Origin of the sequence: Streptomyces sp. CA-181903, from assembly GCF_050937075.1 — a bacterium.
Lineage (GTDB): Bacteria > Actinomycetota > Actinomycetes > Streptomycetales > Streptomycetaceae > Streptomyces.
In genome coordinates this window covers 5,005,398-5,027,614 of the sequence record NZ_JBNJLY010000001.1, presented here as the reverse complement: position 1 = coordinate 5,027,614, position 22,217 = coordinate 5,005,398, and the positions used below count along the sequence as shown (strand labels likewise).

The window sequence follows — 22,217 nt, the reverse complement described above, 5'->3', positions numbered from 1 at the left end:
ACCACTGCGGGGCGACGCCAGGTCACCGCCCGCGCACGAGCTCGCCGAGCGTCGTCCCGGTCAACCGCCGCACCTCGCGCGCCAGATGGGCCTGGTCCGCGTAACCGCAGGTCGCGGCCGTGTCGGCGAAGCGGACGCCGGTCCGCGCCAGCTCCAGTGCCCGGTTCACCCGCAACACGCGGGCGAGCGTCTTCGGCCCGTACCCGAAGGCGTGGAGGGAGCGCCGGTGCAGTTGCCGCTCACCGAGGCCCAGTCGGGCGGCGAGCAGCGACACCGGCTCGCCCCGCCGGGCGGACGCCAGGACGGCGGCCGCCACGGGGTCGTACGCGTCCGGTCCCGCGGCTCCGCCGACGACGTCCTCCAGGGCGCGCCCGGGCAGGGGCGCCTCCGCCACCCGCCGGGCGGCGAGCCGCGCCCGGCGGCCCGGCCACAGGTCGTCCAGCGGGACCCGCCGGTCGCGCAGCTCGTGCGCCCGCACCCCGAGGAGGGCCGCGCCGGTGCCGGGCAGGAAGCGCACCCCGGTGTACACGGCCCCCGGTACCGCCTCGACGAGATGCGCCCCGGTGTCCGGGCCCGCCACGATCAGCCGGCCGTCGACCGAGATCAGGTCCATGCAGCCGTCCGGGACGACGCGCACCGGTTCGGCGGACACATCCGTCCGGGTCCACACGACCGCCCCGGGGAGCCGCCGCGAGGGCCGCTCCCGGTAGGCCGCCGAAGCGTCGGGCACTTCGGACACTAGGGCGATTCCCGGAGGTAGAGCGCTCCACAGGAGTGGCAGATGGGAACCTTGCCGGTGCCCCAGAGGTCGACGGAGCGGATGGCCGCGCCCGGGTCGAGCTCGCGGCCGCACATCCCGGTCAGGCCGTCGCCTTCACGGACCACGTGCCACGTCCTGACCGCGGGGTCGATGTCGTCCGGCGAGCTGCCGTCCGCGTATTCGGCGCGCAACTCGTGTTCCATACGGCCTCCTCCTGGTTCTCCCCGTGCTCCACGATGCGCCCGGCCCCGAAGGGGCGCCACCGGCGCCGGGGGCCGCCCTCAGAACACCGACCAGCCCGTCAGCGTGGTGAAGTGGTCCAGCGCGGCGACGCCCGCCACCGAGTTCCCGCGCGCGTCCAGTCCCGGGCTCCAGACGCACAGCGTGCAGCGCCCGGGTATGACGGCGATGATGCCGCCTCCCACCCCGCTCTTGCCCGGCAGACCCACCCGGTAGGCGAAATCGCCGGCGGCGTCGTAGGTGCCGCAGGTCAGCATCACGGCGTTGATCTGCTTCGCCTCCCGGCGCGGCAGCAGCCGGGTGCCGTCGGCCCGCAGCCCGTGGCGGGCCAGGAAGCCGCTCGCCAGGGCCAGGTCGCGGCAGCTCATCTCGATGGAACACTGCCAGAAGTAGTGCTCCAGGACCGTGGGCACCGGGTTGTCGAGGTTGTCGTAGCTGGCCATGAAGTGGGCGAGGGCCGCGTTCCGGTCGCCGTGCTCGGACTCCGACCTCGCCACGGCGGGGTCGAAGGACACCTCCGGATTTCCGCTCTCGGCGCGGAGGAACTCCAGCATGGTGGTGCTGGCGTCGCCCGTCAGCGTCTGCAGCCGGTCGGTGACGACGAGCGCTCCCGCGTTGATGAACGGATTGCGCGGGATGCCGTTCTCGTATTCGAGCTGCACGAGGGAGTTGAAGGCATTTCCGGACGGTTCCGTTCCGACCCGTTCCCAGATCTTGTCCCCGCCCTCGGCCAGGACGAGCGCCAGCCCGAAGGCCTTGGAGATCGACTGCACGGAGAACGGCCGTTCCCAGTCCCCCACGCCGTAGACGCCGCCCGAGACGTCGGCGACCGCCATTCCGAACTGGCCGGTGTCCATCCCCGCCAGGGCCGGAATGTACTGGGCGGCCTGGCCGCGGCCCACCAGCGGGCGCGCGAACGCGGCTACCTCTTCGAGGACGGCCTGGTAGTCCACTGGCGTGCGCTTTCTGTCTCCGTACCGACGTGCGACATCCGGCCTGCGGCCGAATCGGCTCGCACGATATCCGAACACCCCGATAACCTGCGAACTTTTCGGTAGAACGGGGCCATTCAGGCGTATACGACAGGGCGTGCGCCACCGGAACCACCGAGGAGCACAGGCCGTGGCCGCACCCATGTCCGCCGGGACACTGCTCGCCGTCCTGCGAGCGGAGGGCTCCACCGTCGTCGAGGTGCCCGGCTGGCGCACCCACAACCGGGCCGGCCACGGGCCGTGGGGTCCGGTCCACGGAATCATCGTCCACCACACGGCCACCACCGGCACGGAGAACACCGTCCGCCTCTGCTGGGAAGGCACCGACTCCCTGCCCGGCCCGCTGTGCCACGGGGTGGTGGGCAAGGACGCCCGGATCCACCTCGTCGGCTGCGGGCGCGCCAACCACGCCGGGGCGGCGACCCGGACGTCCTGCGGGCCGTCATCGAGGAGCGGCGCACACCGCCCCCGAGGCGCTTCGACGCCGACGGGAACGCCTGCTTCTACGGCTTCGAGTGCGTGAACCTGGGCAACGGGACGGACCCGTGGCCCGAAGCACAGCTGGAGGCGGTGGAACGGGCGGCGGCAGCGCTCTGCCGGCACCACGGCTGGTCCGAGCGGTCCGTCATCGGACATCTGGAGTGGCGACCGGGAAAGATCGATCCCCGCGGCTTCACCATGGACCGGATGCGGGCCCGCATCCGCGACCGGCTCATGTGACGGCCGGGCGGCCGACGCCCTCCGGCAGGCCCCGCAGGCGGGCCTCCCGCGCATCCCGCCGACACTTTCCGTCCGGATCCCACCGACAATGGGAGGGTGACCGGCCCGTCCCCCCTCTCCTCCTCCGCACCCCTGGACCCCGCCGCCCTGCGGCCCGTGCTGCCGTCCCCCGTCGCCGAACTGGCCGACGAGCGGTTCGCACGCCACGGCGTACGGCTGCTGCTCAAGCGGGACGATCTGATACATCCCCGGCTGCCCGGCAACAAGTGGCGCAAGCTGGAGCCCAACCTGCGGGCCGCCGCGGCCGCCGGCCGGTCCACGCTGCTCACGTTCGGCGGCGCCTACTCCAACCACCTGCGGGCCACCGCCGCCGCGGGCCGGCTGCTCGGCTTCTCCACCATCGGCGTCGTCCGCGGCGACGAGCTCGCGGACCGGCCGCTGAACTGGTCTCTGGAGCGCTGCGTCGCCGACGGCATGCGTCTGCGCTTCGTCGACCGGGCCACCTACCGCCGCAAGACCGAACCGGAAGTACTCGCCTCGCTCGGGGCGGACGGCTGCCATGTCGTCCCCGAGGGCGGCAGCAACGCCGCCGCCGTCCACGGCTGCGCGGTGCTCGGCCGCGAACTCGGCGCCGTCCTCGGGCCGGGGGACGTCGCCGCCGTCGCCTGCGGCACGGGCGGGACGCTCGCCGGGCTGGCCGCCGGACTCGGCGAGGGGACGCGGGCCCTCGGCTTCCCGGTGCTCAAAGGCGGCTTCCTGGGCGCGGAGGTCGAGCGGCTGCAGACCGCGGCGTTCGGCGGCCGTCGGGGCGACTGGTCGCTGGACGACCGCTTCCACGGCGGCGGTTACGCCCGCACCACCCCGGAGCTGGACGCCTTCGCCGACGACTTCGCCGCCCGCCACGGCCTGCCGCCGGAACGGCTGTACGTGGCCAAGGCGTTGTACGGCCTGACGACACTTGTCGAGGAAGGGGCGTTCGCACCGGGCACGACGGTCGCCGCCGTCATCACGGGCGGCCCCGATCCCCGAACCGAGCCGCACCAGGCGTAGGAGCCGGCGGAAGGGACGGGCGAGGCCGGGCCCGCCCGGCGCCCTCGCCCGCCCCGTGGGTTCGGGCCGCCGCCCGTCGGACACGCCGTTCGCTCCGCCGCATACGCTGTTCACTCCGCCGCTGAACGCGCCGTTCATTCCGCCGCCTCCTCCCGGTACGCCGCGGCCTCCTCCAGGTCCAGCCGCCGCAACAGCGTCCGCAGCATCTCGTCGTCGATCCGCCGCGCGTCCCGCAGGGCCACGAAGACCTCGCGCTCGGCCTCGATGACCTCCCGGGTCAATCGCCGGTAGGTGTCGTCCGCCGACTCCCCGGTGGTCTCGTGCACGGCGCCGAGCCGTTCCCACACCGCGTTGCGGCGGCGCTCCAGGACGGCGCGCAGCCGGTCGGCGAGCGGCTGGGGCAGGGCGTTGCGGTCGTCGGCGAGGAGTTCGTCGAGCCGGCGCTCCGCCGCGGTGGACGCCTCGCTCTGGGCCTGCGCCTCGGCGAGCGTCGCGGACCGCGGATCGCGGCCCGGCAGCCGCAGCGCGCGGATGAGCGGGGGCAGGGTGAGGCCCTGCACCACAAGGGTGCCGATCACCGTGGTGAAGGTGAGGAACAGCACCAGGTCGCGCGCCGGGAAGGCGTGTCCGTCGTGGGTGGTGACGGGGATCGAGAAGGCGATGGCCAGCGAGACGACCCCGCGCATCCCCGCCCAGCCCACGACGAAGGTGCCGCGGGCGGTGGTCTCCCGTTCCCGTTCGCGGATCCGCGAGGACAGCAGCCGGGGCAGGAACGTGGCCGGGTAGACCCAGAGGAAGCGGGCGAGGACCACGGCGAGGAAGACGGCGAGGGCGTACCAGGCCGCCTCGCCCGTCCCGTACTCCCCCACCCCGCCGACCACCAGCCGGAGTTGAAGGCCGATCAGGGCGAAGACGGCGGACTCCAGGACGAAGGCGACCATTTTCCACACGGCCGCCTCCTGGAGCCGGGTGGCGAAGTCCACCTGCCATGAGCGGTGTCCGAGGTAGAGGCCGACCACCACGACCGCGAGCACACCGGACGCCTCCACCTGTTCGGCGGCGGTGTAGGCGGCGAAGGGGATGAGGAGGGAGAGGGTGTTCTGCAGCAGCGGGTCCCGCAGCCGCTTCCGCAGCCAGTGCAGCGGCACCATGAGAACCAGGCCCACCCCGACGCCGCCCAGCGACGCCACCGCGAACTCCCGCAGTCCGCCCGCCCAGGTGGCGCCCTCGCCGACCGCGGCGGCCAGCGCCACCTTGTACGCGGTGATGGCGGTGGCGTCGTTCACCAGGGACTCGCCCTGGAGGATCGTGGTGATGCGCGACGGCAGCCCCAGCCGCCGGGCGATGGCGGACGCGGCGACCGCGTCGGGCGGCGCCACGACGGCGCCGAGGACGAGCGCCGCCGTCAAGGGCAGGCCGGGCACCACCATGAAAGCGGTACAACCGACGGCGAGCGCGGCGAAGAGCACATAGCCGACCGAGAGCAGCGCCACCGGGCGGGCGTTGGCGCGCAGGTCGAGGTACGAGCTGTCGAGCGCGGCGGTGTGCAGCAGCGGTGGCAGCACCAACGGCAGCACGATGTCCGGGTCGAGGGTGTAGTCGGGCACGCCCGGCAGGTACGACGCGGCGAGTCCCGCCGCGACCAGCAGCAGGGGTGCGGACACGGGCGTCCTGCGGGCGGCGCCCGCGACGGCGGCGCTCCCGGCCACCAGCACCAGCAGTGGCATCACATCCATCGGTGCCCACCCATGTCCATGCCGTCCTCACCTTCTAATCTGGCCATCATGATCGAGTGCCCGCACTGCGCCCGGCTGCCGCGCCCCGAGCCCGTCCCGCTGAGCGAGACCTGCCCCGAGTGCGCGGCGGCCGGCAGCCACCCCGTCCAGCTCCGCTTGTGCCTGGTGTGCGGGCACGTGGGGTGCTGCGACTCGTCGCCGCACCGGCACGCCACCACCCACTACGAGGAGACCGGCCACGCGGTGATGCGCAGCTTCGAGCCGGGCGAGTCCTGGCGCTGGTGTTACGTCGACCGGCGCCTGCTGCCCTGATCCTCCCCGGCGGCCATTCGAACGTCCCCCTGATCCGACCCGGACGCGTCCCTGACTTTCCGCCCCGGAGCCGGGTCGGCGCCCGGAGCGCTGTCGGTGCCGCCCGCTAGCATGCAGGCATGATCCGATCCGCGACGCCCGCCGACGTTCCCGTCCTCCACGCGATGATTCGTGAACTCGCGGCGTACGAAAGGGCGCTGGACTCCGCACGGGCGACCGAGGATCAGCTGCGTGAGGCGCTGTTCGGAGCGCACCCCGCGGTCTTCGCTTTGATAGCGGAGAGTGACGGCCCCGAAGCGGGGGTTACGGAGGGCAGCGCGGCCCCGGCGGGCGAACCGGTGGGTTTCGCGCTGTGGTTCCGCAACTTCTCCACCTGGACGGGCACGCACGGTGTTTATCTGGAGGACCTGTACGTGCGGCCCGCGGCGCGGGGCGGCGGGCACGGCCGGGCGTTGCTCGCCGAACTGGCCCGCATCTGCGTGGAGCGCGGCTACCAGCGTTTCGAATGGTCAGTACTGGACTGGAACGAACCGTCGATCCGCTTCTACGCGTCACTCGGTGCGGAGCCCATGGACGAATGGACGGTGCACCGGATATCGGGCGAACCGCTCCACGCCCTTGCGGCACTCGCGCAGAGTGACGAAAATCCCAACAGGGCGACTTCTCTTTCGATTTGAGACCGCAAGCCCCTAGCCACTTTCCGTGCTCATGGGTTTACCATGAGTGACAGTCGTGGGCCTGCGGCGCGGACCTCCAGATCGCGATAGCGTCGCAGCCGGAAATGTGCCGCGGCGGCCTTGTGCCATCCTCTCCCGGAGGGTGCACGGCCGACGCCCGTCAAAGCTCAAGAAGCTTGTGTCACCTTGGAGGTGAGGGTGTCCCCCATCGCAGGCGAGTCCGGGGCGACCCAGGACTTCGTGGAAGTCCGGCTGCCCGCTGCGGGTGCCTACTTGTCGGTCCTGCGGACGGCGACAGCCGGTCTCGCGGCCCGACTGGACTTCACCCTCGACGAAATCGAGGATCTGCGCATCGCCGTGGACGAGGCGTGCGCGATCCTCCTGCAACAGGCCGTGCCCGGCTCCGTACTGAGCTGCGTCTTCCGCCTCGTCGGCGACGCGCTCCGGGTGACGGTCTCCGCACCCACGACGGACGGCCGCGCACCCGAGCGCGACACCTTCGCCTGGACGGTGCTCTCCGCCCTGGCCGGCGAGGTGGATTCCACCGTCGCGGACGACCGCACGGTCAGCATCAGCCTGCACAAGAAGCGCGGCGCCGGCCCCGGGCAGCCGTGACGGAAGAGGGGGCTCCGTGAGTACTGCATCGTCGCGGGAAGTACGCACCCCGGCCATCCCGCATCAGTCCGCCCGGCACCATCCGGGGAGCGCGGCGGCTCTGGAGCCGGACGAGGCGAGTGACCGACCGGAGCGGGCGGACCACATGGATCAGCAGGACCAGCAGCGGCGGTCGCTCTCCCAGCCGCAGGATCGCAGCGGCGCGCGCGCCCTGTTCACCCGGTTGCGGTCGCTTCCCGACGGCTCGCCGGAGCGGGCGGAGCTGCGCAATCACCTGGTGCGGATGCATCTGCCGCTGGTGGAGCATCTGGCGCGGCGGTTCCGCAACCGCGGCGAGCCGCTCGACGACCTGACCCAGGTCGCCACCATCGGTCTGATCAAGTCCGTGGACCGCTTCGATCCGGACCGGGGCGTGGAGTTCTCCACCTACGCCACCCCCACGGTCGTCGGCGAGATCAAGCGCCACTTCCGGGACAAGGGATGGGCGGTCCGGGTGCCGCGCCGGCTCCAGGAGCTGCGGCTGTCGCTGACCACCGCCACCGCGGAGCTCTCCCAGCGGCACGGCCGCGCGCCCACGGTCCACGAACTGGCCGAACACCTCGGCATCTCGGAGGAGGAGGTGCTGGAGGGCCTGGAGTCGGCCAACGCGTACAGCACGCTCTCCCTCGACGTGCCGGACACGGACGACGAGTCGCCCGCCGTCGCCGACACCCTCGGCGTGGAGGACGAGGCACTGGAGGGTGTCGAGTACCGCGAGTCCCTCAAGCCCCTGCTGGAGGACCTGCCGCCCCGCGAGAAGAAGATCCTTCTGCTGCGGTTCTTCGGCAACATGACACAGTCGCAGATCGCCCAGGAGGTCGGCATCTCCCAGATGCACGTCTCACGACTGCTCGCCCGCACCCTCGCCCAGCTCCGCGAGCGGCTGCTCGTCGAGGAGTAGCCGCCTCCTCGTGAAGCGGCCGCCGGGGAGATCAGGCCCGGCGCCCCCGGGCGCCGCGGCCCGCTCGGGGCCCGCGGTTCAGGACTCCCGCGGGCCGATTCCCAGCGCCTCGGTGGCCGTCGGGTTCACCAGCAGTCCCAGGGTGACCACGGCGGCGAGCGCCAGCACCACGCCCGCGGCGATCAGACCGCCGCCGCCGTTGATCAGCGACCAGGCGACGGGGAACGCCACGAGCTGGGTGATGAGCGCGGGCCCCCGGCTCCAGCGGCGGCGCAGCAGCAGGCCGCGGGCCGCCGCCAGCGGCAACAGGGCCAGCGCGACCATGGTCGCCCCGCCCGTCACCGCCTGCCGCGGGCTGTCCGGCTTCCCGAGCAGCCCCATGACCAGGATGTACAGCCCGCCGATCAGCAGGGCCAGTCCCTCCAGGCCGGCCAGCGCGGCGGCGGCCGTCAGCCGGGCGGGCCGCGGGCCGGCCGGCTCCGGGACGTCGGGTGCCTTGCTTCCGCCGCGCTCGGGGGCGGCGCTCTTACGGGCGGACTTCGACGCGGACTGCTTGCTGCTCACCCCAGCAGGGTAGCCCCGCCCCGTCCCGACCGGTCGCGCCCCGGGCGATCCGGCGACGCGGAGGGCCGGGACGGCGAGACCTGAGGTGGGTCGTGTACCGACAGGTAGGTAGGCTGGCGCGCATGCGTGCGCTTCTCGTGGTCAACCCTTCGGCCACCACCACCAGTGCCCGTACGCGCGATGTCCTGGTGCACGCGCTCGCCAGCGACCTCAAGCTCGAGGTCGCCACCACCGAGTACCGGGGGCACGCGCGGGACCTGGCGCGGGCCGCCGCGGAGAGCGGGAACACCGAGCTGGTGGTCGCGCTGGGCGGGGACGGAACGGTCAACGAGGTCGTCAACGGTCTGCTGCACCACGGCCCCGACCCGGAGCGCCTGCCGCGCCTGGCCGTGGTGCCCGGCGGCTCCACCAATGTGTTCGCCCGCGCGCTGGGGCTGCCGAACGATCCCGTCGAGGCCGCGGGTGCCCTGCTGGAGGCGCTGCGCGACGGCGACGAGCGGATCATCGGCCTGGGGCACGCGGCCGGCACCCCGGGCAGCGAGGACGAGGGGGCGCCCGGTCGCTGGTTCACCTTCTGCGCCGGCCTCGGTTTCGACGCCGGTGTCGTCGGCCGGGTGGAGCAGCAGCGGGAGCGCGGCAAACGTTCGACGCACTCCCTGTACGTGCGACAGTTCATGCGTCAGTTCGCCGGCGAACCCAACCGCCGGCACGGGACGATCACCCTCGAACGGCCTGGCGAGGAGCCACTCGCGAATCTCGTCATGTCGATAATCTGCAACACGTCGCCGTGGACGTACTTCGGCAACCGGCCGATCTACGCGCTGCCCCGCGCATCCTTCGACACCGGCCTTGACGTGCTGGGACTCACCCGGCTCTCGACGCTCACGGCCGGCCGCCACATCACCCGGCTGTTGACGTCGACACCGGAGCGCGGACCCGAGGGCAGACACGCTGTGTCACTCCATGACCAGAGTTCCTTCACCTTGCATTCGCAGGCTCCACTCCCGTTTCAGATGGACGGTGACCACCTCGGGTTGCGTACGAGCGTGACGTTCACAGGCGTTCGCCGTGCACTGCGTGTGATTGTGTGAGTGCGAGGGCCTAAAGTCCTTCCACTCGAACGTTTAGCCTGGGTTCCACCCCCTGGAAGTACGGCTGTGACCTAGCTGACACCGAGGAATCAAAAAAAACTTTCCAGAAGGGGTTGTGTCCGCCGCCGAGGTTTGCGAGTCTCTTCATGGCGATCGGGACAGCCGCTCATCTCGGCTTCCCCGGATTGCCCGAACCCCCTCTCTCTTTCCTGGACCGCAGCCAGTCTCGACTGGGTAACGGCCCTTCCGTTGCGGGGGGATTCGTGAAAGCGTTCACATTCACAAGCCACGTAGCCGCAATAACGAGGAGATGGAGCAGCCATGGACTGGCGTCACAACGCCGTTTGCCGCGAGGAAGACCCCGAGCTGTTCTTCCCCATCGGCAACACCGGTCCTGCGCTGCTGCAGATCGAGGAAGCCAAGGCCGTCTGCCGCCGCTGCCCCGTGATGGAGCAGTGCCTGCAGTGGGCGCTCGAGTCCGGCCAGGACTCCGGCGTCTGGGGTGGCCTCAGCGAGGACGAGCGCCGCGCGATGAAGCGCCGCGCCGCCCGCAACCGGGCTCGCAACGCGACCGCCTGACGAAGCCCCCTCGGCCCCCGAGCCGCAGCGCGCAGTGCCCCTGACGTATCGGGGGCGCCCACCAGCACCGCACAGTGAAGCTTTGAGCCCCGGACCGGCCACGGTCCGGGGCTCAGTGCTGTGCCGGACGCGGCGCGGGCCGATGCCGCGCCGGCGCCCTACGGAACCGGCCTGATCAGGGCTTTTCCGGCCGGACGGGGAGGTCGAGGACGACCCGGGTGCCCCGCCCGGAGGCCGGCACCATGTCGAACCCGCCGCCGAGCTCGCCCTCGACCAGGGTGCGGACGATCTGGAGGCCGAGGTTCCCGGCCTGGTGCGGGTCGAATCCCTCGGGCAGCCCGCGCCCGTCGTCCTGGACCGAGATCAGTAGCCGGGCGTCGGTCCGCGTGCCCCCGCGCACCGCCGTCACCTCGACCGTCCCCTGCTCCCCCGGGCCGAATCCGTGCTCCAGGGCGTTCTGCAGCAACTCGGTCAGGACCATGGAGAGCGGAGTCGCGACCTCCGCGTCGAGCACCCCGAACCGCCCGGTCCTGCGGGTGTGGACGCGCCCCGGCGAGATCTCGGCGACCATCGCGAGCACCCGGTCGGCGATCTCGTCGAATTCGACCCGTTCGTCGAGGTTCTGCGAGAGCGTCTCGTGGACGATCGCGATCGAGCCGACCCGGCGTACGGCCTCCTCCAGCGCCTCGCGTCCCTCCGCCGAGCCGATGCGGCGGGCCTGGAGCCGCAGCAGGGCGGCGACGGTCTGGAGGTTGTTCTTCACCCGGTGGTGGATCTCCCGGATGGTGGCGTCCTTGGTGATCAACTCTCGCTCGCGGCGGCGCAGTTCGGTGACGTCCCGGAGGAGGACGAGCGAACCGATGTGCGTGCCCTTGGGTTTGAGCGGGATGACCCGCAGCTGGATGACGCCGCCGTTGGCCTCGACCTCGAACTCGCGCGGCGCCCAGCCGCTGGCGAGTTTGGCCAGCCCCTCGTCCACCGGACCGCGCGAAGGCGCCAACTGAGCGGTGGTCTCGCCCAGATGATGCCCGACGAGATCGGCGGCGAGGCCGAGCCGGTGGTAGGCGGAGAGCGCGTTCGGGCTGGCGTACTGGACGACGCCGTCCGCGTCCAGCCGGACCAGGCCGTCGCCGGCGCGCGGGGAGGCGTCCATGTCGACTTGTTGCCCGGGGAAGGGGAACGTTCCGGCAGCGATCATCTGGGCGAGGTCCGACGCGCTCTGGAGGTAGGTGAGCTCCAGCCGGCTCGGCGTCCGCACGGTGAGCAGGTTGGTGTTCCGGGCGATGACGCCCAGGACGCGCCCCTCGCGGCGGACCGGGATGGACTCCACTCGGACCGGCACCTCTTCGCGCCACTCCGGATCGCCCTCGCGCACGATCCGCCCCTCGTCGAGCGCCGCGTCGAGCATGGGCCGGCGTCCACGCGGGACGAGGTGGCCCACCATGTCGTCCTGGTACGAGGTGGGGCCGGTGTTGGGGCGCATCTGGGCGACCGAGACGTACCGGGTGCCGTCGAGCGTGGGAATCCACAGGACGAGGTCGGCGAAGGAGAGGTCGGAGAGCAACTGCCACTCCGAGACCAGCAGGTGGAGCCATTCGAGATCGGAGCCGTCGAGGGCGGTGTGCTGGCGTACGAGATCGTTCATGGAGGGCACGGCTGTGAGCCTAATTCCTTTTGCGGCCCGGTGGAGCGGCCCGGTGCGGAAGTGAAGGCGCACCGGGCCGACGGCGGAAAGGTCCGTCCCCGCGTGGCACGACACCGGTGATTCGCCGCCGGGACACGCGGAGTTCCGGCGCGCGGGCATGGACAGGGGCGAATGGTCTAGTCCACAATGAACAGGTAAAGCCCCGCCCTCCCCGCACAGGAGGGCGGCACGAGGCCCGGCGCTCTCTGCCCTGACCGCGCCATGGCCTCCGGTCGGCCGCTCCGGACGTGGGGCCCGCACACCCCACGGTGTCCGGTCCGGCCGATATCAGCTCCGGGCTGCGGTGCCGGCGGGGTCGAGGGTCCCCGCCAGGCGCCGCGGCCCGTGGCGCATTCGCGTCCCCCCTCTCCGGGCATCCGTTCCCGGACGCGCCCCGCCTCGTCAGCGGTCGGCCGGACTCCCGCCCGGCCAGGCTCGGAGGGCCAGCTCCGCCACCGCTTCGAGTTCCTCGCGGCTCGCGCCGTCGCACGCCTGCTGCGACATGCCCTGCATGACGACGGCCGCGAACCGGGCGAGGGCGCGCGAGTCGGTGTCCGGGGGCAACTCCCCGACGGTCTTGTCGGCCTCGATGGCCTGCTCCATGGCGCGTACGTTCGCCTCCCGCTGCTCACGCAGGGCCGCCACCACGTCCGCCGACGCCTCCGTCGCGTTGGTGGCGGCCGAGATGACCAGGCAGCCGGGCGGGCGGCCGGGGGTGGTGTACTCGGCGGCGGCCTCGCGCAGTATCCGCGCGACCCCCCGGCGCGCGGTCGGCTCCTCGTCGAGAGCACGGCCGAGGAAGGCGCCGTACGTGTGGCCGTACTCCTCGACAGCCGCGCTGAACAGGGCCTTCTTGTCGCCGAACGCGGCGTAGAGGCTGGGGGCGCCGATGCCCATGCTGCGCGTGAGGTCCGCGATGGACGTGGCCTCGTAGCCGTGCTCCCAGAAGGCCATGATCGCCTGCTCCAGAGCCGTGGCCCGGTCGAAGGACCGGGGACGGCCGCGCTGTTTCGTCGCCATGCCGGAATTTTATAGCGCCCACTCAAGAATCTCTGCTACCTTCTTTCTGTAACGATCCCTAGAGAAAGAGGGGGCGGCTCCCATGGGCGCGCTCAAGGGCAGGACGGCACTGGTCACGGGTGGCAGCCGGGGCATCGGCAGGGCGATCTCCGAACGGCTGGCACGGGACGGCGCCCGGGTCGCCGTGCACTACGGACGGGACGAGCGGGCGGCCGCGGAGACGGTCGCTGCGATCACGGCCGCGGGCGGTTCCGCCTTCCCCGTGCGGGCGCGGCTCGGCGTGCCGGGCGATGCGGAGGCGCTGTGGGCGGCGTACGACGAGCAGGCAGACGGGGTGGACGTCCTGGTCAACAACGCCGGAACCGACGGGACGCGCAAGCCGATCGGGGAGACGATGCCGGAGGAGTTCGACGACGTCTTCGCCCTCAACGCCAAGGCTCCCTTCTTTATCACCAAGCTCGGACTGGAGCGGATGCGGGACGGCGGCCGGATCGTGAACGTGTCGACCGGGCTGTCCCGACGACTGATGATGCCGGAGCTCATCGCCTACGCGATGACCAAGGGCGCCCTTGATGTCTTCACCATGACCCTGGCCAAGGAGGTCGGCCCGCGTGGCATCACCGTCAACACGGTGGCCCCCGGAGTGATCGACACGGACATGAACGCCGGCTGGCTGCGGGGCGACGAGAACCGGGCGAACCGGGAGGCGATAGTGGCGGCGTCGCCACTGCGGCGAGTCGGGGAGCCGCAGGACGTAGCCGATGTCGTGGGCTTTCTGGCCTCGGCCGAGGGGCGGTGGGTAACAGGGCAGTGGATCGACGCGGCGGGTGGTTCCCTGCTGTAGCGCGCGGGCAGCAGCTTCCACGAGCCGGGCTCTGTTAGATTGGTCTATACCACCCCAATCCCAAGATCGGCAGGCCCAGCGTGGAAGTTGTCATCGTCCCGGACGCCAAGGCAGGCGGCGCTCTCATCGCGAAGGCCATCGCCGCCCTGCTGAGCCGCAAGCCCGACGCTCTGCTCGGCGTTGCCACCGGCTCGACGCCGCTGCCCGTCTACGACGCCCTTGCGGACATGGTCCGCTCCGGTTCCCTGGACGCCTCGCGCGCCCGCATCTGCCAGTTGGACGAGTACGTCGGGCTGCCCGCCGACCACCCGGAGTCGTACCGGTCGACGGTGCTCCGCCAGGTGGTGGAGCCGCTCGGGCTGACCGTGTCCTCGTTCATGGGCCCGGACGGCACCGCCGAGGACGTCCAGGGGGCGTGCGACGCGTACGACCGCGCGCTGTCCGAGGCGGGCGGTGTGGACCTCCAGCTGCTCGGCATCGGCACCGACGGGCACATCGGGTTCAACGAGCCGTGTTCGTCCCTCGCCTCCCGCACCCGGATCAAGACGCTGACCCAGCAGACCCGGCAGGACAACGCCCGGTTCTTCGACAGCATCGACGAGGTCCCCCACCACGTCATCACCCAGGGCATCGGCACCATCCTGGAGGCGCGGCACCTGGTACTGCTGGCCACCGGGGCGGGCAAGGCGGAGGCGGTGGCCCGGTCCGTGGAAGGCCCGGTGTCCGCGCTGGTGCCGGCGTCCGCGCTCCAGCTGCACCCGCACGCGACCGTGGTCGTCGACGAGGCGGCCGCCTCGCAGCTCCGGCTCGCCGACTACTTCCGCGCGACGTACGCGGCGAAGCCGAGCTGGCAGGGACTGTAAGGCCGACGCCGGGCGGCGGCCGCGCTCGGGCCGGCTCCGCCGCCCGGGGAGGTGTCCCCGACCCGGAAGGCCACGCCCACCGGCGGACTCGCGACGACCAGCGGCCGCCCTGGCCTGGAGGTCGGCTGCCCGGCCGGTAGAGCGGGCACGCCCGGGGTGGGACCTGCGCCAGCCCGGTAGCCAGGATGGCCGGTCGGCCATCCCGGCCCGGCGGCCACGGCAGGAACCGGTGCCGGGAGGACCGGCCGGTCGACCCGGCCGGTCCGAGACGGCGAGCCGGCCCGCCTCAGCCGGTGGTGCGGCCCGCGATGGCCTCGGCCGCGGCCGTGCCGCATACGCGGGCCGCGCCGTGGGTGGCGATGTGCAGGGCGCCGGTCGGCGGGGCCTGGGGCAGGCCCATCTCGACCACGACGGTGTCGGGTCGGGCGGCGACCAGGGCGGCGAGGGCGGTGGCCATCCACGGGTGGCGGTGGACGTCCCGTACCACGGCGACGACCGGGCGCCCGGCGGCGTCCCGCAAGACGGCGTCGGCGCCCGCGGTGTCCGGACCGTAGCTGCCGGTCGTGGTACCCGGGAGCAGGCGGCCCAGGTCGGCGGCGATGCCCCAGGGGGTCTCGTCACCCACGGCGAAGTTGGCCGACGGGGTGTACGCGGCCACGTGGACCGGACCGTCATGGATCGAACCGCCGTGGACCGGACCGTCGTGGACCGGACCGCCGTGGACCGGACCGCCATGGACCGAACCGCCGTGGACCGGACCGTCATGAATCGAGCCGCCCTGGACCGGACCGTCATGGTCCGAGCCGCCCTGGACCGAACCGCCGCGGGCCAAGCCGCCGTAAGTCCGACCGCCGTGCGAGCCGTTCGGCCCGGGTGTGCCGTCGGGGTCGGTCGGGGTGGTGACGCGCAGGGCGCGGCGGGCGGCGGTGAGGCCGATATCGGGGGTGGGCGCGCTCCCCTCCCGCGCGCCCTCCCCCGCCTTCGACGCCCAGCGGGCGAGTGCACGGACGCGGGCGGCGGCGTCGGAGAGCCGCTCCTCGGGGAGTTCCCCCGAGCGGACGGCGTCGACGATGGCGTCGCGCAGCCGCAGGACGGTGTCCTCGTCGGAGTGTCCGCCGCCGACGCAGATGGCGTCGCAGCCGGCCGCCAGGGCCAGGACGCCGCCGCGTTCGAGGCCCCAGGCGGCGGAGATCGCCCGCATCTCGATGCCGTCGGTGACGATCAGGCCGTCGAAGCCGAGGCCGCCGCGCTCGACGGGGGCCCGGAGCAGGCCGTGCAGGACGTCGGGGCTGAGGGTGGCCGGCAGCCGGGGGTCGAGGGCGGGCAGCAGGATGTGGGCGCTCATCACGGCCTTGGAACCGGCCGCGACGGCCGCGTGGAAGGGCGGCAGGTCGCGGGCCCGGAGCGTCGGCAGGTCGACGCCCACCCGGGGCATGTCGTCGTGGGAGTCGACGGAGGTGTCGCCGTGGCCGGGGAAGTGCTTGGTGCAGGCGGCCACGCCCGCCGCCTGGAGACCCTCGACGTAGGCGGCGGTGTGCCGGGCGACGAGGTCCGGGTCGGCGCCGAAGGACCGTACGCCGATGACGGGGTTGTCGGGGTCGGAGTTGACGTCGGCGGAGGGAGCCCAGTTGAGGTTGATCCCGCACTCGGCGAGCCGGCGGCCCAGTTCGCGGGCGACGGCCCGGGTCAGGTCCGGGTCGTCGACCGCGCCGAGCGCGAGGTTGCCGGGGAAGGAGGAGCCGGTGCGGACCTCCAGGCGGGTGACGTCGCCGCCCTCCTCGTCGATCGCGACGAGCACGTCGTCACGCTCGGCGCGCAGCCGGGCGGTGAGGGCGGCGAGTTGTTCCGGCGTGGCGACGTTGCGGCCGAACAGGCCGACGGCGGCGAGTCCTTCGCCGAGCCGGCGCAGCAGCCAGTCGGGCGGGGTGGTCCCGGTGAAGCCGGGCTGGAGAACGGTGAGCGCGTCTCGGGTCAGCGTGTCCATGAGTGCAGTGCTAGCCCTTCACCGCGCCGGAGGTCAGTCCTCCGACGGCCCTGCGCTGCAGGAAGACGAACAGGATGAGGATGGGGACGGCGAAGAGGGAGGAGGCGGCCATGGTGGCGCCCCAGTCGTCGCCGAAGGTGGTCCGGAAACCGGTGAGCCAGAGCGGCAGCGTCTGCGCGGAGGGGTCCTTGCTCAGGATGAGCACGTAGGGGAACTCGTTCCACACGGTGATGAAGCCGAAGAGGGAGGTGGCCATCAGGCCGGGGGCCAGCAGCGGGAAGATCACCCGGCGGAACGCCTGGGCGCGGGTGCAGCCGTCGACCATGGCGGACTCCTCCAGTTCCTTGGGCACGGCGGCGACATAGCCGCGGAGCGTCAGGACGGTGAAGGGCAGCACCATGAGGGTGTAGACGGCGATGAGCGGCGGCAGGCTGTTCAGCATGTCGGCGTCGCGCACGATCATGTAGTACGCGATGACCATGACCTCCCAGGGCGCCATCTGGGCCATCATCATCACCAGGATGAAGCTCCGCCGGCCGCGGAAGCGCATCCGGGCGATGGCGAAGGAGGCCAGCAGCGCGATCACCAGCGACAGCGCGACGGCGACGCTCGTGGTGATGAAGGAGTTGGCGACGAAGGTCCAGAAGCCCTCGGCGTCCACGGCCTTCTTGAAGTGTTCGAGGGTCGGGCTGGTGGGGAACCAGACCGGGGCGTCGCCGACGATGTCCTTGTTGGCCTTGAAGGCCGTGGCGAACATCCAGTAGACGGGGAAGACGAAGCCGAGGAACAGGACGACCGCCGTCGCCCCCGGCCAGACGCGGCCGATCAGGGAGCGCTTCACAGCTCGTCCTCCTCTTGCTTGAGCACCAGGCGCAGGTAGTAGGCGGTCAGGGCGAGCAGGATGACGATGGTCAGGATGGAGATCGCGGCGCCCATGCCGAAGTGCTGGTTGTTCATGCCCTCGACGAAGGCGTACACCGGCAGGGTCTCGGTGAGGCGGTCCGGGCCGCCCTCGTTGATGACGAAGACCTGGGTGAACGACTTGAAGATCCAGATGACTTCGAGGAACGTCGTGGCGTAGAAGAACGGCTTGAGGAAGGGGAAGGTCACCGAGGTGAACCGCTTCCACACGCCGGCGCCGTCGAGCGCGGCGGCCTCGTAGAGCTCCTTGGGGATCGTGGTCGTCGCCGCGTAGAGGTTGATCGCGACGAAGGGCACGGACTGCCACACGATCAGCACGGTGATCACGAAGAAGGTGGAGAACTGCCCGCCGGTCCAGTTGTACTCGGCCATGGAGTGCCAGCCGAGCTTGTCCAGCACGTAGTTGACGACGCCGAACCGCTGGGCGAACAGCCACTGGAAGACCGTGGTGGCCGCGACAACGGGCATGGCCCAGGCGAGCACCAGGCCGAGGGAGAGCAGCAGCCGCGTCCGCTTGCCGAGCCGGGCGAGCAGCAGACCGATCAGACAGCCGACGACCATGACCAGGGTGACGTTGGCCGCGGTGAAGACGACGGACCGGAGGGTGACCCGCCAGAACTCCTCGCTCCCCAGCGTGTCCGAGTAGTTGTCGATGCCGATCCACTCGGTGGTGCGCCGGATGAGCTGCCGCCGGTTGAGGTTCTGGAACGACAGCAGGCCGTTCTGCACCATGATCCAGCCGAGCAGCAGCACCGTGAAGACGGCCGCGGGCAGGATCAGCAGGTAAGGGACCGACCTGCCCGCCCGCTTGGGCGCCCCGGGCGCCGGCGGTGCGCCGCCCTTGCCGGTCGGGGAGGCGGGCCGGGCCGCCGCCTCTTCGGTCTGCGCTGACATCGTCGTCCGCCTTCTCCCCTGTACAACGGTGGTGCGTGGTGCGGGGCGGGCGGGGCGCCGGCCGGTGTCCGGCCCGCGCCCCGCCCGCCCGCGCGGGTCACTGCTTCTGGCTGAGGCGCTTGTTCATCTCGCCCTCGACCTGCTTGGCCGCGTCCTCGGGCGACTTGCCGTTGAGAACGGCGGTCATGTACGCCTTGATCGGGTTGGGGGCGTTCTCGACCGCCGCCCACTCGGGGATCAGCGGGGTGGTGCCGCCGCCCTTGGCCGCCGGGGCCGCGGCCTCGCCGGCCGCGTTGCCCTTCACCTGGGAGAGCAGCGACTCCTTGTTGGGGATCGAGCCGACCTCCTGGGCGAGCGCGCCCTCGTTCTTGTCGGACAGCGCGATCTTCAGGAACTCCTCGGCGAGGTCCTTCTTCTTGCTCCGCTCGGCGATCGCGAGGTTGGAGCCGCCGAGGAAGACGCCCTCGGGCTTGTCGGCGGTCTCGCCGGGGATGGTGAAGAAGCCGAGGTCCTTCTCGATCGCCGGGTTCGCCTTGATCGCGGTCTTGGCCTCCCAGCCCATGCCGATGAAGGCGCCGGTCTTGCCCTTGGCGAAGACGTCGGCCTGCTGCGGGGTGGCCTCGTCCTTGTCCTTCGGCGCCTTGCTGAACGCCTGGTACTGCTTGTAGACGTCCATGGCCTTGCCGACCTTGGGGTCGGCGAGGTTGGAGACGTACTTGTTGCCGTCCTTCTTCACCAGGTCGGCGCCGGCGCCGATGGTCAGGCCGTCGAAGAAGTACCAGTTCTGGCCGGGCAGGTAGAGGGGCTCGGCGTCGCCCTTCTTCTGGATGGCCTCGAACGCCTTGAAGAGGTCGGCGCGGGTCTTGGGAACGTCCTTGACGCCGGCGTCTGCCCAGACCTTCTTGTTGTAGATGACGACGCGGTTGGCGGCCCACCAGGGCGCCGCGTACTGCGTCCCCTCGAACACCGACGGCTTGTTGAGGGAGTCGGTCCAGTCCTTGCCGATCTCCTTCTTCAGGTCGGAGAGGTCGGCGAGGCCGCCGGTCGCGGCGTAGGAGGGCGTCTGGGTGTTGCCGATCTCGAAGACGTCGGGCGGCGTCGACTCGGAGAGCGCGGTGGTGAGCTTCTGCTGGATGTTGTCCCACTTCTGGACCTGGACATCCAGCTTGGCGCCGGTCTTCTGCTCGAACTCGGACTTCACGGCCTCGGTCCACTTGGGCGGGTTCGAGCCGTCCATGAACCAGACGGTGAGGGTCTTGCCCTTGGAGTCACCGGACCCGGAACCGGAGTCCTTGTCGCCGCCGTCGGACCCACAAGCAGCCACACTCACCAACAAGGCCGCGACACCCGTCGCCGCTATGAGCCCACGCTTCACAGCACTCTCCTCAGGACCGAAAAGTGGTCTTTAATGGTTTAGACCAGTGCCCGCAGCTTGGCCTAGACCTTTTGGGGTGTCAAGGGTGTATAAGAGTCGCTGTCGGCTCCGTTACCGGACCGACACCTGAGGGCCGACCTGGGCGTCTCCGGTCCCCTCGGGCACTGCCCGTGCCACCATGTGACCGCGATAGACGGAGGAGCCGGTGACGGCAGCAGGATCGGAGTCGGGAAGGCACGCCATGGCGACCGAGGGCGGGACAGCGGAGAACGGCAGCACCGCCGGCGGTGTGCGAACGGCCCGCGTTCCCAAGTACTACCGGCTCAAACGTCATCTGCTGGAGATGACCGAAACCTTGCCCCCCGGCACGCCGGTGCCACCCGAACGCACCCTCGCCGCGGAGTTCGACACCTCGCGCACCACCGTGCGCCAGGCCCTCCAGGAACTGGTCGTCGAGGGCCGCCTGGAACGCATCCAGGGCAAAGGCACCTTCGTCGCCAAGCCCAAGGTCTCCCAGGCGCTGCAACTCACCTCCTACACGGAGGACATGAAGGCGCAGGGCCTCGAACCCACCTCCCAACTCCTCGACATCGGCTACGTCACGGCGGACGACCGCCTCGCCGGCCTGCTCGACATCTCCCCCGGCGGCCGGGTGCTGCGCATCGAACGGCTGCGGCTGGCCAGTGGCGAGCCCATGGCCATCGAGACCACCCACCTCTCCGCCAAGCGCTTCCCCGCGCTGCGCCGCAACCTCGTCAAGTACACCTCGCTGTACACGGCGCTCGCCGAGGTCTACGGCGTACACCTGGCCGAGGCCGAGGAGACCATCGAGACCTCGCTCGCCACCCCGCGCGAGGCCGGGCTGCTCGGCACCGACGTGGGCCTCCCCATGCTGCTGCTCTCCCGCCACTCGCTGGACGCGGACGGCGCGCCGGTGGAGTGGGTGCGTTCGGTCTACCGCGGGGACCGCTACAAGTTCGTCGCGCGATTGCGGCGGCCCGCGTCGGAATAGGACGCGTGCCGTGGAATCGTCCGGCCTTCCGGGAAGGGCGGCGAGGGCGATTCCACGGGAACGGTCCCCCATGGTCCATTCCTATTGACGGTCATCACGGCGGCTCATAGTGTCACCGGCGCCCGACCGCTGCCTCGCGAGAGGACGATCATGGACGACACCGCGGGCGTGCGGAACCACGACGGAACCGCTCGGCACGACGGCCGCCGGCCTCCCGCGCAGGGCCTCGAACCGGCGCATTCCCCGCGGAAAGTCCTGGCCCACGGCGAGTTGCTGCGCCGCTTCGTCGAAGGCCGGGAAATCCGCCCGGTGCACGTCCGGCTCGACATCACGGGCACTTCCGCGATTTCCCGGCCGGAAAGCCGCGGTGGAACGGACACCGTCGGACCGGCCGCGGGGAATTCCCCCGCGGAAATCATCCTCCCGACGGCGGAGGCCGCCTCCCTGCTCCGCGGATTCGCGGCCTCCGGCGGCCGGGCGGTGACCTTCCGCGGCACCCGCGAAACCACCCGCCACCCCGGATATCCGACCGTCTGCGACGCGGGACACGAGGCCGGGCTCCGCCTCGGGCTGGTCACCGACGGCAGCCGGCTCGGCCGCCCGGACACGGCCGAGTGCGTGGCCTCCACCCACACCTGGGTGCGCGTCACACTCCCGGCGGGCACCGAGGCCGGCTTCCGGGCCGGCGGCTCCGGTTCCGGCCGGACGACGCTGGCGTCGCTCCTCGACGACGTCGGAAACCTGCGGCAGTCCGCCATCGACCCGGACTTCCGCATCGGCTTCCACTACCTGATCGACGAACGCAACCGCGAGGAGATCGTGGCGGCGGCCCACGCGGCGCGCGAGTCGGGTGCCCACTACATACGCTTCGACACCGGCTCGCACTCCGGCCCGTACGACGACCGGGCGGGCGTCGCGCCGGCCCTGCGCCGGGCCGCCCTGCTGGCGGACGACGCGTTCGAGGTCCGGCTGCCGCGCCCCGCCGGCAGCGTCCCGAACGGCGACGGCCGTCGGGCCCGCTTCGACCGCTGCCACTACAGCCGCTTCACCGCGGCCGTCGACGCCCGCGGACACCTCCACCCCTGCCCCCAGGTGAGCCCCGACCCCCGCTACGACCTCGGCGACGTCGCCGCCGACGGCTGGCCGGACGTCCTGGACGGCGCCGCCCGGGCCGCCTGGCAGGCCACGGACCCGCGGACCACCGCGCTGTGCGGAACCTGCTACTACCGGCCGCAGAACGAGCTGTTGGAGCTGCTGTCCAGCGGGCGCATCGCCTTGGACGACGCGCTGGGGGCGTACGCGGCCGAGGTGCCGTCCGCGCTGCACGCCGACTTCCTCTGAGGC

22 protein-coding genes and 1 pseudogene are annotated in these 22,217 nt (G+C 71.7%); 12 read left to right on the top strand and 11 right to left on the bottom strand.

Annotated features, from left to right (window positions below; all coding sequences use genetic code 11):
- Positions 1 to 22: 22 nt before the first annotated feature.
- From ACQEVS_RS22580 to ACQEVS_RS22570, 3 genes are all read right to left on the bottom strand, one after another.
- Entirely contained in the window at positions 23 to 730 is a 708-nt protein-coding gene (locus tag ACQEVS_RS22580; protein WP_433023105.1) for a helix-turn-helix domain-containing protein, read from the bottom strand.
- 8 nt (positions 731 to 738) lie between these two features.
- Complete coding sequence (locus ACQEVS_RS22575) at positions 739 to 963, bottom strand: hypothetical protein (protein ID WP_433023103.1); 225 nt, start codon at positions 961 to 963, stop codon at positions 739 to 741.
- A 78-nt stretch (positions 964 to 1,041) separates the two neighbouring features.
- Positions 1,042 to 1,953 carry a glutaminase gene (locus ACQEVS_RS22570; RefSeq protein WP_433023101.1) on the bottom strand — a complete coding sequence of 304 codons (912 nt, stop codon included), beginning with the start codon at positions 1,951 to 1,953 and terminating at the stop codon, positions 1,042 to 1,044.
- 181 nt (positions 1,954 to 2,134) lie between these two features.
- Between ACQEVS_RS22570 and ACQEVS_RS22565 the strand changes: the two are divergent.
- Positions 2,135 to 2,712: pseudogene (locus tag ACQEVS_RS22565) on the top strand (N-acetylmuramoyl-L-alanine amidase).
- Positions 2,713 to 2,808: 96 nt separating this feature from the next.
- Entirely contained in the window at positions 2,809 to 3,762 is a 954-nt protein-coding gene (locus ACQEVS_RS22560; protein WP_433023099.1) for a 1-aminocyclopropane-1-carboxylate deaminase/D-cysteine desulfhydrase, read from the top strand.
- 134 nt (positions 3,763 to 3,896) lie between these two features.
- Here the strand turns inward: ACQEVS_RS22560 and ACQEVS_RS22555 are convergent, their stop codons facing one another.
- A complete protein-coding gene (locus ACQEVS_RS22555; protein ID WP_433023097.1) occupies positions 3,897 to 5,498 on the bottom strand; it encodes a Na+/H+ antiporter in 1,602 nt (533 codons plus the stop codon).
- A gap of 48 nt (positions 5,499 to 5,546) precedes the next feature.
- On the opposite strand from ACQEVS_RS22555, the gene ACQEVS_RS22550 reads away from it, so the two are divergent.
- The 4 genes from ACQEVS_RS22550 to ACQEVS_RS22535 all read left to right on the top strand — a co-directional run bounded on the left by ACQEVS_RS22550 (position 5,547) and on the right by ACQEVS_RS22535 (position 8,042).
- Positions 5,547 to 5,810, top strand: a complete 264-nt coding sequence (locus ACQEVS_RS22550; protein WP_433023095.1) for a UBP-type zinc finger domain-containing protein — start codon at positions 5,547 to 5,549, stop codon at positions 5,808 to 5,810.
- Between the two features lie 119 nt (positions 5,811 to 5,929).
- A complete protein-coding gene (locus tag ACQEVS_RS22545) occupies positions 5,930 to 6,487 on the top strand; it encodes an N-acetyltransferase family protein (RefSeq protein WP_433023094.1) in 558 nt (185 codons plus the stop codon).
- A gap of 198 nt (positions 6,488 to 6,685) precedes the next feature.
- Positions 6,686 to 7,102: a hypothetical protein gene (locus ACQEVS_RS22540; protein WP_004937609.1), complete on the top strand. Its 417-nt coding sequence runs from the start codon at positions 6,686 to 6,688 to the stop codon at positions 7,100 to 7,102.
- Positions 7,103 to 7,118: 16 nt separating this feature from the next.
- Positions 7,119 to 8,042: an RNA polymerase sigma factor SigF gene (locus ACQEVS_RS22535; protein WP_433023093.1), complete on the top strand. Its 924-nt coding sequence runs from the start codon at positions 7,119 to 7,121 to the stop codon at positions 8,040 to 8,042.
- A gap of 78 nt (positions 8,043 to 8,120) precedes the next feature.
- On the opposite strand, the gene ACQEVS_RS22530 is transcribed toward ACQEVS_RS22535, so the two are convergent.
- On the bottom strand, positions 8,121 to 8,606 hold the full coding sequence (locus ACQEVS_RS22530; protein WP_433023092.1) for a hypothetical protein: 486 nt from the start codon (positions 8,604 to 8,606) through the stop codon (positions 8,121 to 8,123).
- A 122-nt stretch (positions 8,607 to 8,728) separates the two neighbouring features.
- Between ACQEVS_RS22530 and ACQEVS_RS22525 the strand changes: the two genes are divergently transcribed.
- Both ACQEVS_RS22525 and ACQEVS_RS22520 read left to right on the top strand, forming a co-directional pair.
- Positions 8,729 to 9,697, top strand: a complete 969-nt coding sequence (locus ACQEVS_RS22525; RefSeq protein ID WP_433023091.1) for a diacylglycerol/lipid kinase family protein — start codon at positions 8,729 to 8,731, stop codon at positions 9,695 to 9,697.
- A gap of 321 nt (positions 9,698 to 10,018) precedes the next feature.
- Positions 10,019 to 10,276 carry a WhiB family transcriptional regulator gene (locus tag ACQEVS_RS22520; RefSeq protein WP_004937597.1) on the top strand — a complete coding sequence of 86 codons (258 nt, stop codon included), beginning with the start codon at positions 10,019 to 10,021 and terminating at the stop codon, positions 10,274 to 10,276.
- Between the two features lie 175 nt (positions 10,277 to 10,451).
- Here the strand turns inward: ACQEVS_RS22520 and ACQEVS_RS22515 are convergent, their stop codons facing one another.
- Together ACQEVS_RS22515 and ACQEVS_RS22510 are read right to left on the bottom strand one after the other, a co-directional pair.
- A complete protein-coding gene (locus ACQEVS_RS22515) occupies positions 10,452 to 11,921 on the bottom strand; it encodes a sensor histidine kinase (RefSeq protein ID WP_433027816.1) in 1,470 nt (489 codons plus the stop codon).
- A gap of 441 nt (positions 11,922 to 12,362) precedes the next feature.
- Positions 12,363 to 12,980, bottom strand: coding sequence for a TetR/AcrR family transcriptional regulator (locus ACQEVS_RS22510; RefSeq protein WP_433023089.1), 618 nt, complete (start codon positions 12,978 to 12,980; stop codon positions 12,363 to 12,365).
- Positions 12,981 to 13,062: 82 nt separating this feature from the next.
- Between ACQEVS_RS22510 and ACQEVS_RS22505 the strand changes: the two genes are divergently transcribed.
- Both ACQEVS_RS22505 and nagB read left to right on the top strand, forming a co-directional pair.
- Positions 13,063 to 13,824: an SDR family oxidoreductase gene (locus tag ACQEVS_RS22505; protein ID WP_433023087.1), complete on the top strand. Its 762-nt coding sequence runs from the start codon at positions 13,063 to 13,065 to the stop codon at positions 13,822 to 13,824.
- Positions 13,825 to 13,904: 80 nt separating this feature from the next.
- Positions 13,905 to 14,687 (top strand): glucosamine-6-phosphate deaminase, encoded by a 783-nt coding sequence (gene nagB / locus ACQEVS_RS22500; RefSeq protein WP_433023085.1) that lies wholly within the window; start codon positions 13,905 to 13,907, stop codon positions 14,685 to 14,687.
- Positions 14,688 to 14,973: 286 nt separating this feature from the next.
- Here nagB and ACQEVS_RS22495 read toward each other — a convergent pair whose 3' ends face one another.
- The 4 genes from ACQEVS_RS22495 to ACQEVS_RS22480 form a co-directional block, all read right to left on the bottom strand.
- Positions 14,974 to 16,671, bottom strand: a complete 1,698-nt coding sequence (locus ACQEVS_RS22495) for a glycoside hydrolase family 3 protein (protein WP_433023083.1) — start codon at positions 16,669 to 16,671, stop codon at positions 14,974 to 14,976.
- 10 nt (positions 16,672 to 16,681) lie between these two features.
- Complete coding sequence (locus ACQEVS_RS22490; protein ID WP_433023081.1) at positions 16,682 to 17,512, bottom strand: carbohydrate ABC transporter permease; 831 nt, start codon at positions 17,510 to 17,512, stop codon at positions 16,682 to 16,684.
- Positions 17,509 to 18,486 carry a carbohydrate ABC transporter permease gene (locus ACQEVS_RS22485; protein WP_433023079.1) on the bottom strand — a complete coding sequence of 326 codons (978 nt, stop codon included), beginning with the start codon at positions 18,484 to 18,486 and terminating at the stop codon, positions 17,509 to 17,511. Before ACQEVS_RS22485 ends, ACQEVS_RS22490 begins: the two co-directional genes overlap by 4 nt.
- Before the next feature lie 97 nt (positions 18,487 to 18,583).
- The gene (locus ACQEVS_RS22480; RefSeq protein WP_433023077.1) at positions 18,584 to 19,861 is read right to left on the bottom strand and encodes an extracellular solute-binding protein; all 1,278 of its coding nucleotides are present in this window, start codon (positions 19,859 to 19,861) and stop codon (positions 18,584 to 18,586) included.
- 241 nt (positions 19,862 to 20,102) lie between these two features.
- On the opposite strand from ACQEVS_RS22480, the gene ACQEVS_RS22475 reads away from it, so the two are divergent.
- Both ACQEVS_RS22475 and ACQEVS_RS22470 read left to right on the top strand, forming a co-directional pair.
- Entirely contained in the window at positions 20,103 to 20,873 is a 771-nt protein-coding gene (locus ACQEVS_RS22475) for a GntR family transcriptional regulator (protein ID WP_433027814.1), read from the top strand.
- A gap of 150 nt (positions 20,874 to 21,023) precedes the next feature.
- Positions 21,024 to 22,214 carry a radical SAM protein gene (locus ACQEVS_RS22470; protein ID WP_433023075.1) on the top strand — a complete coding sequence of 397 codons (1,191 nt, stop codon included), beginning with the start codon at positions 21,024 to 21,026 and terminating at the stop codon, positions 22,212 to 22,214.
- Positions 22,215 to 22,217: the final 3 nt, after the last annotated feature.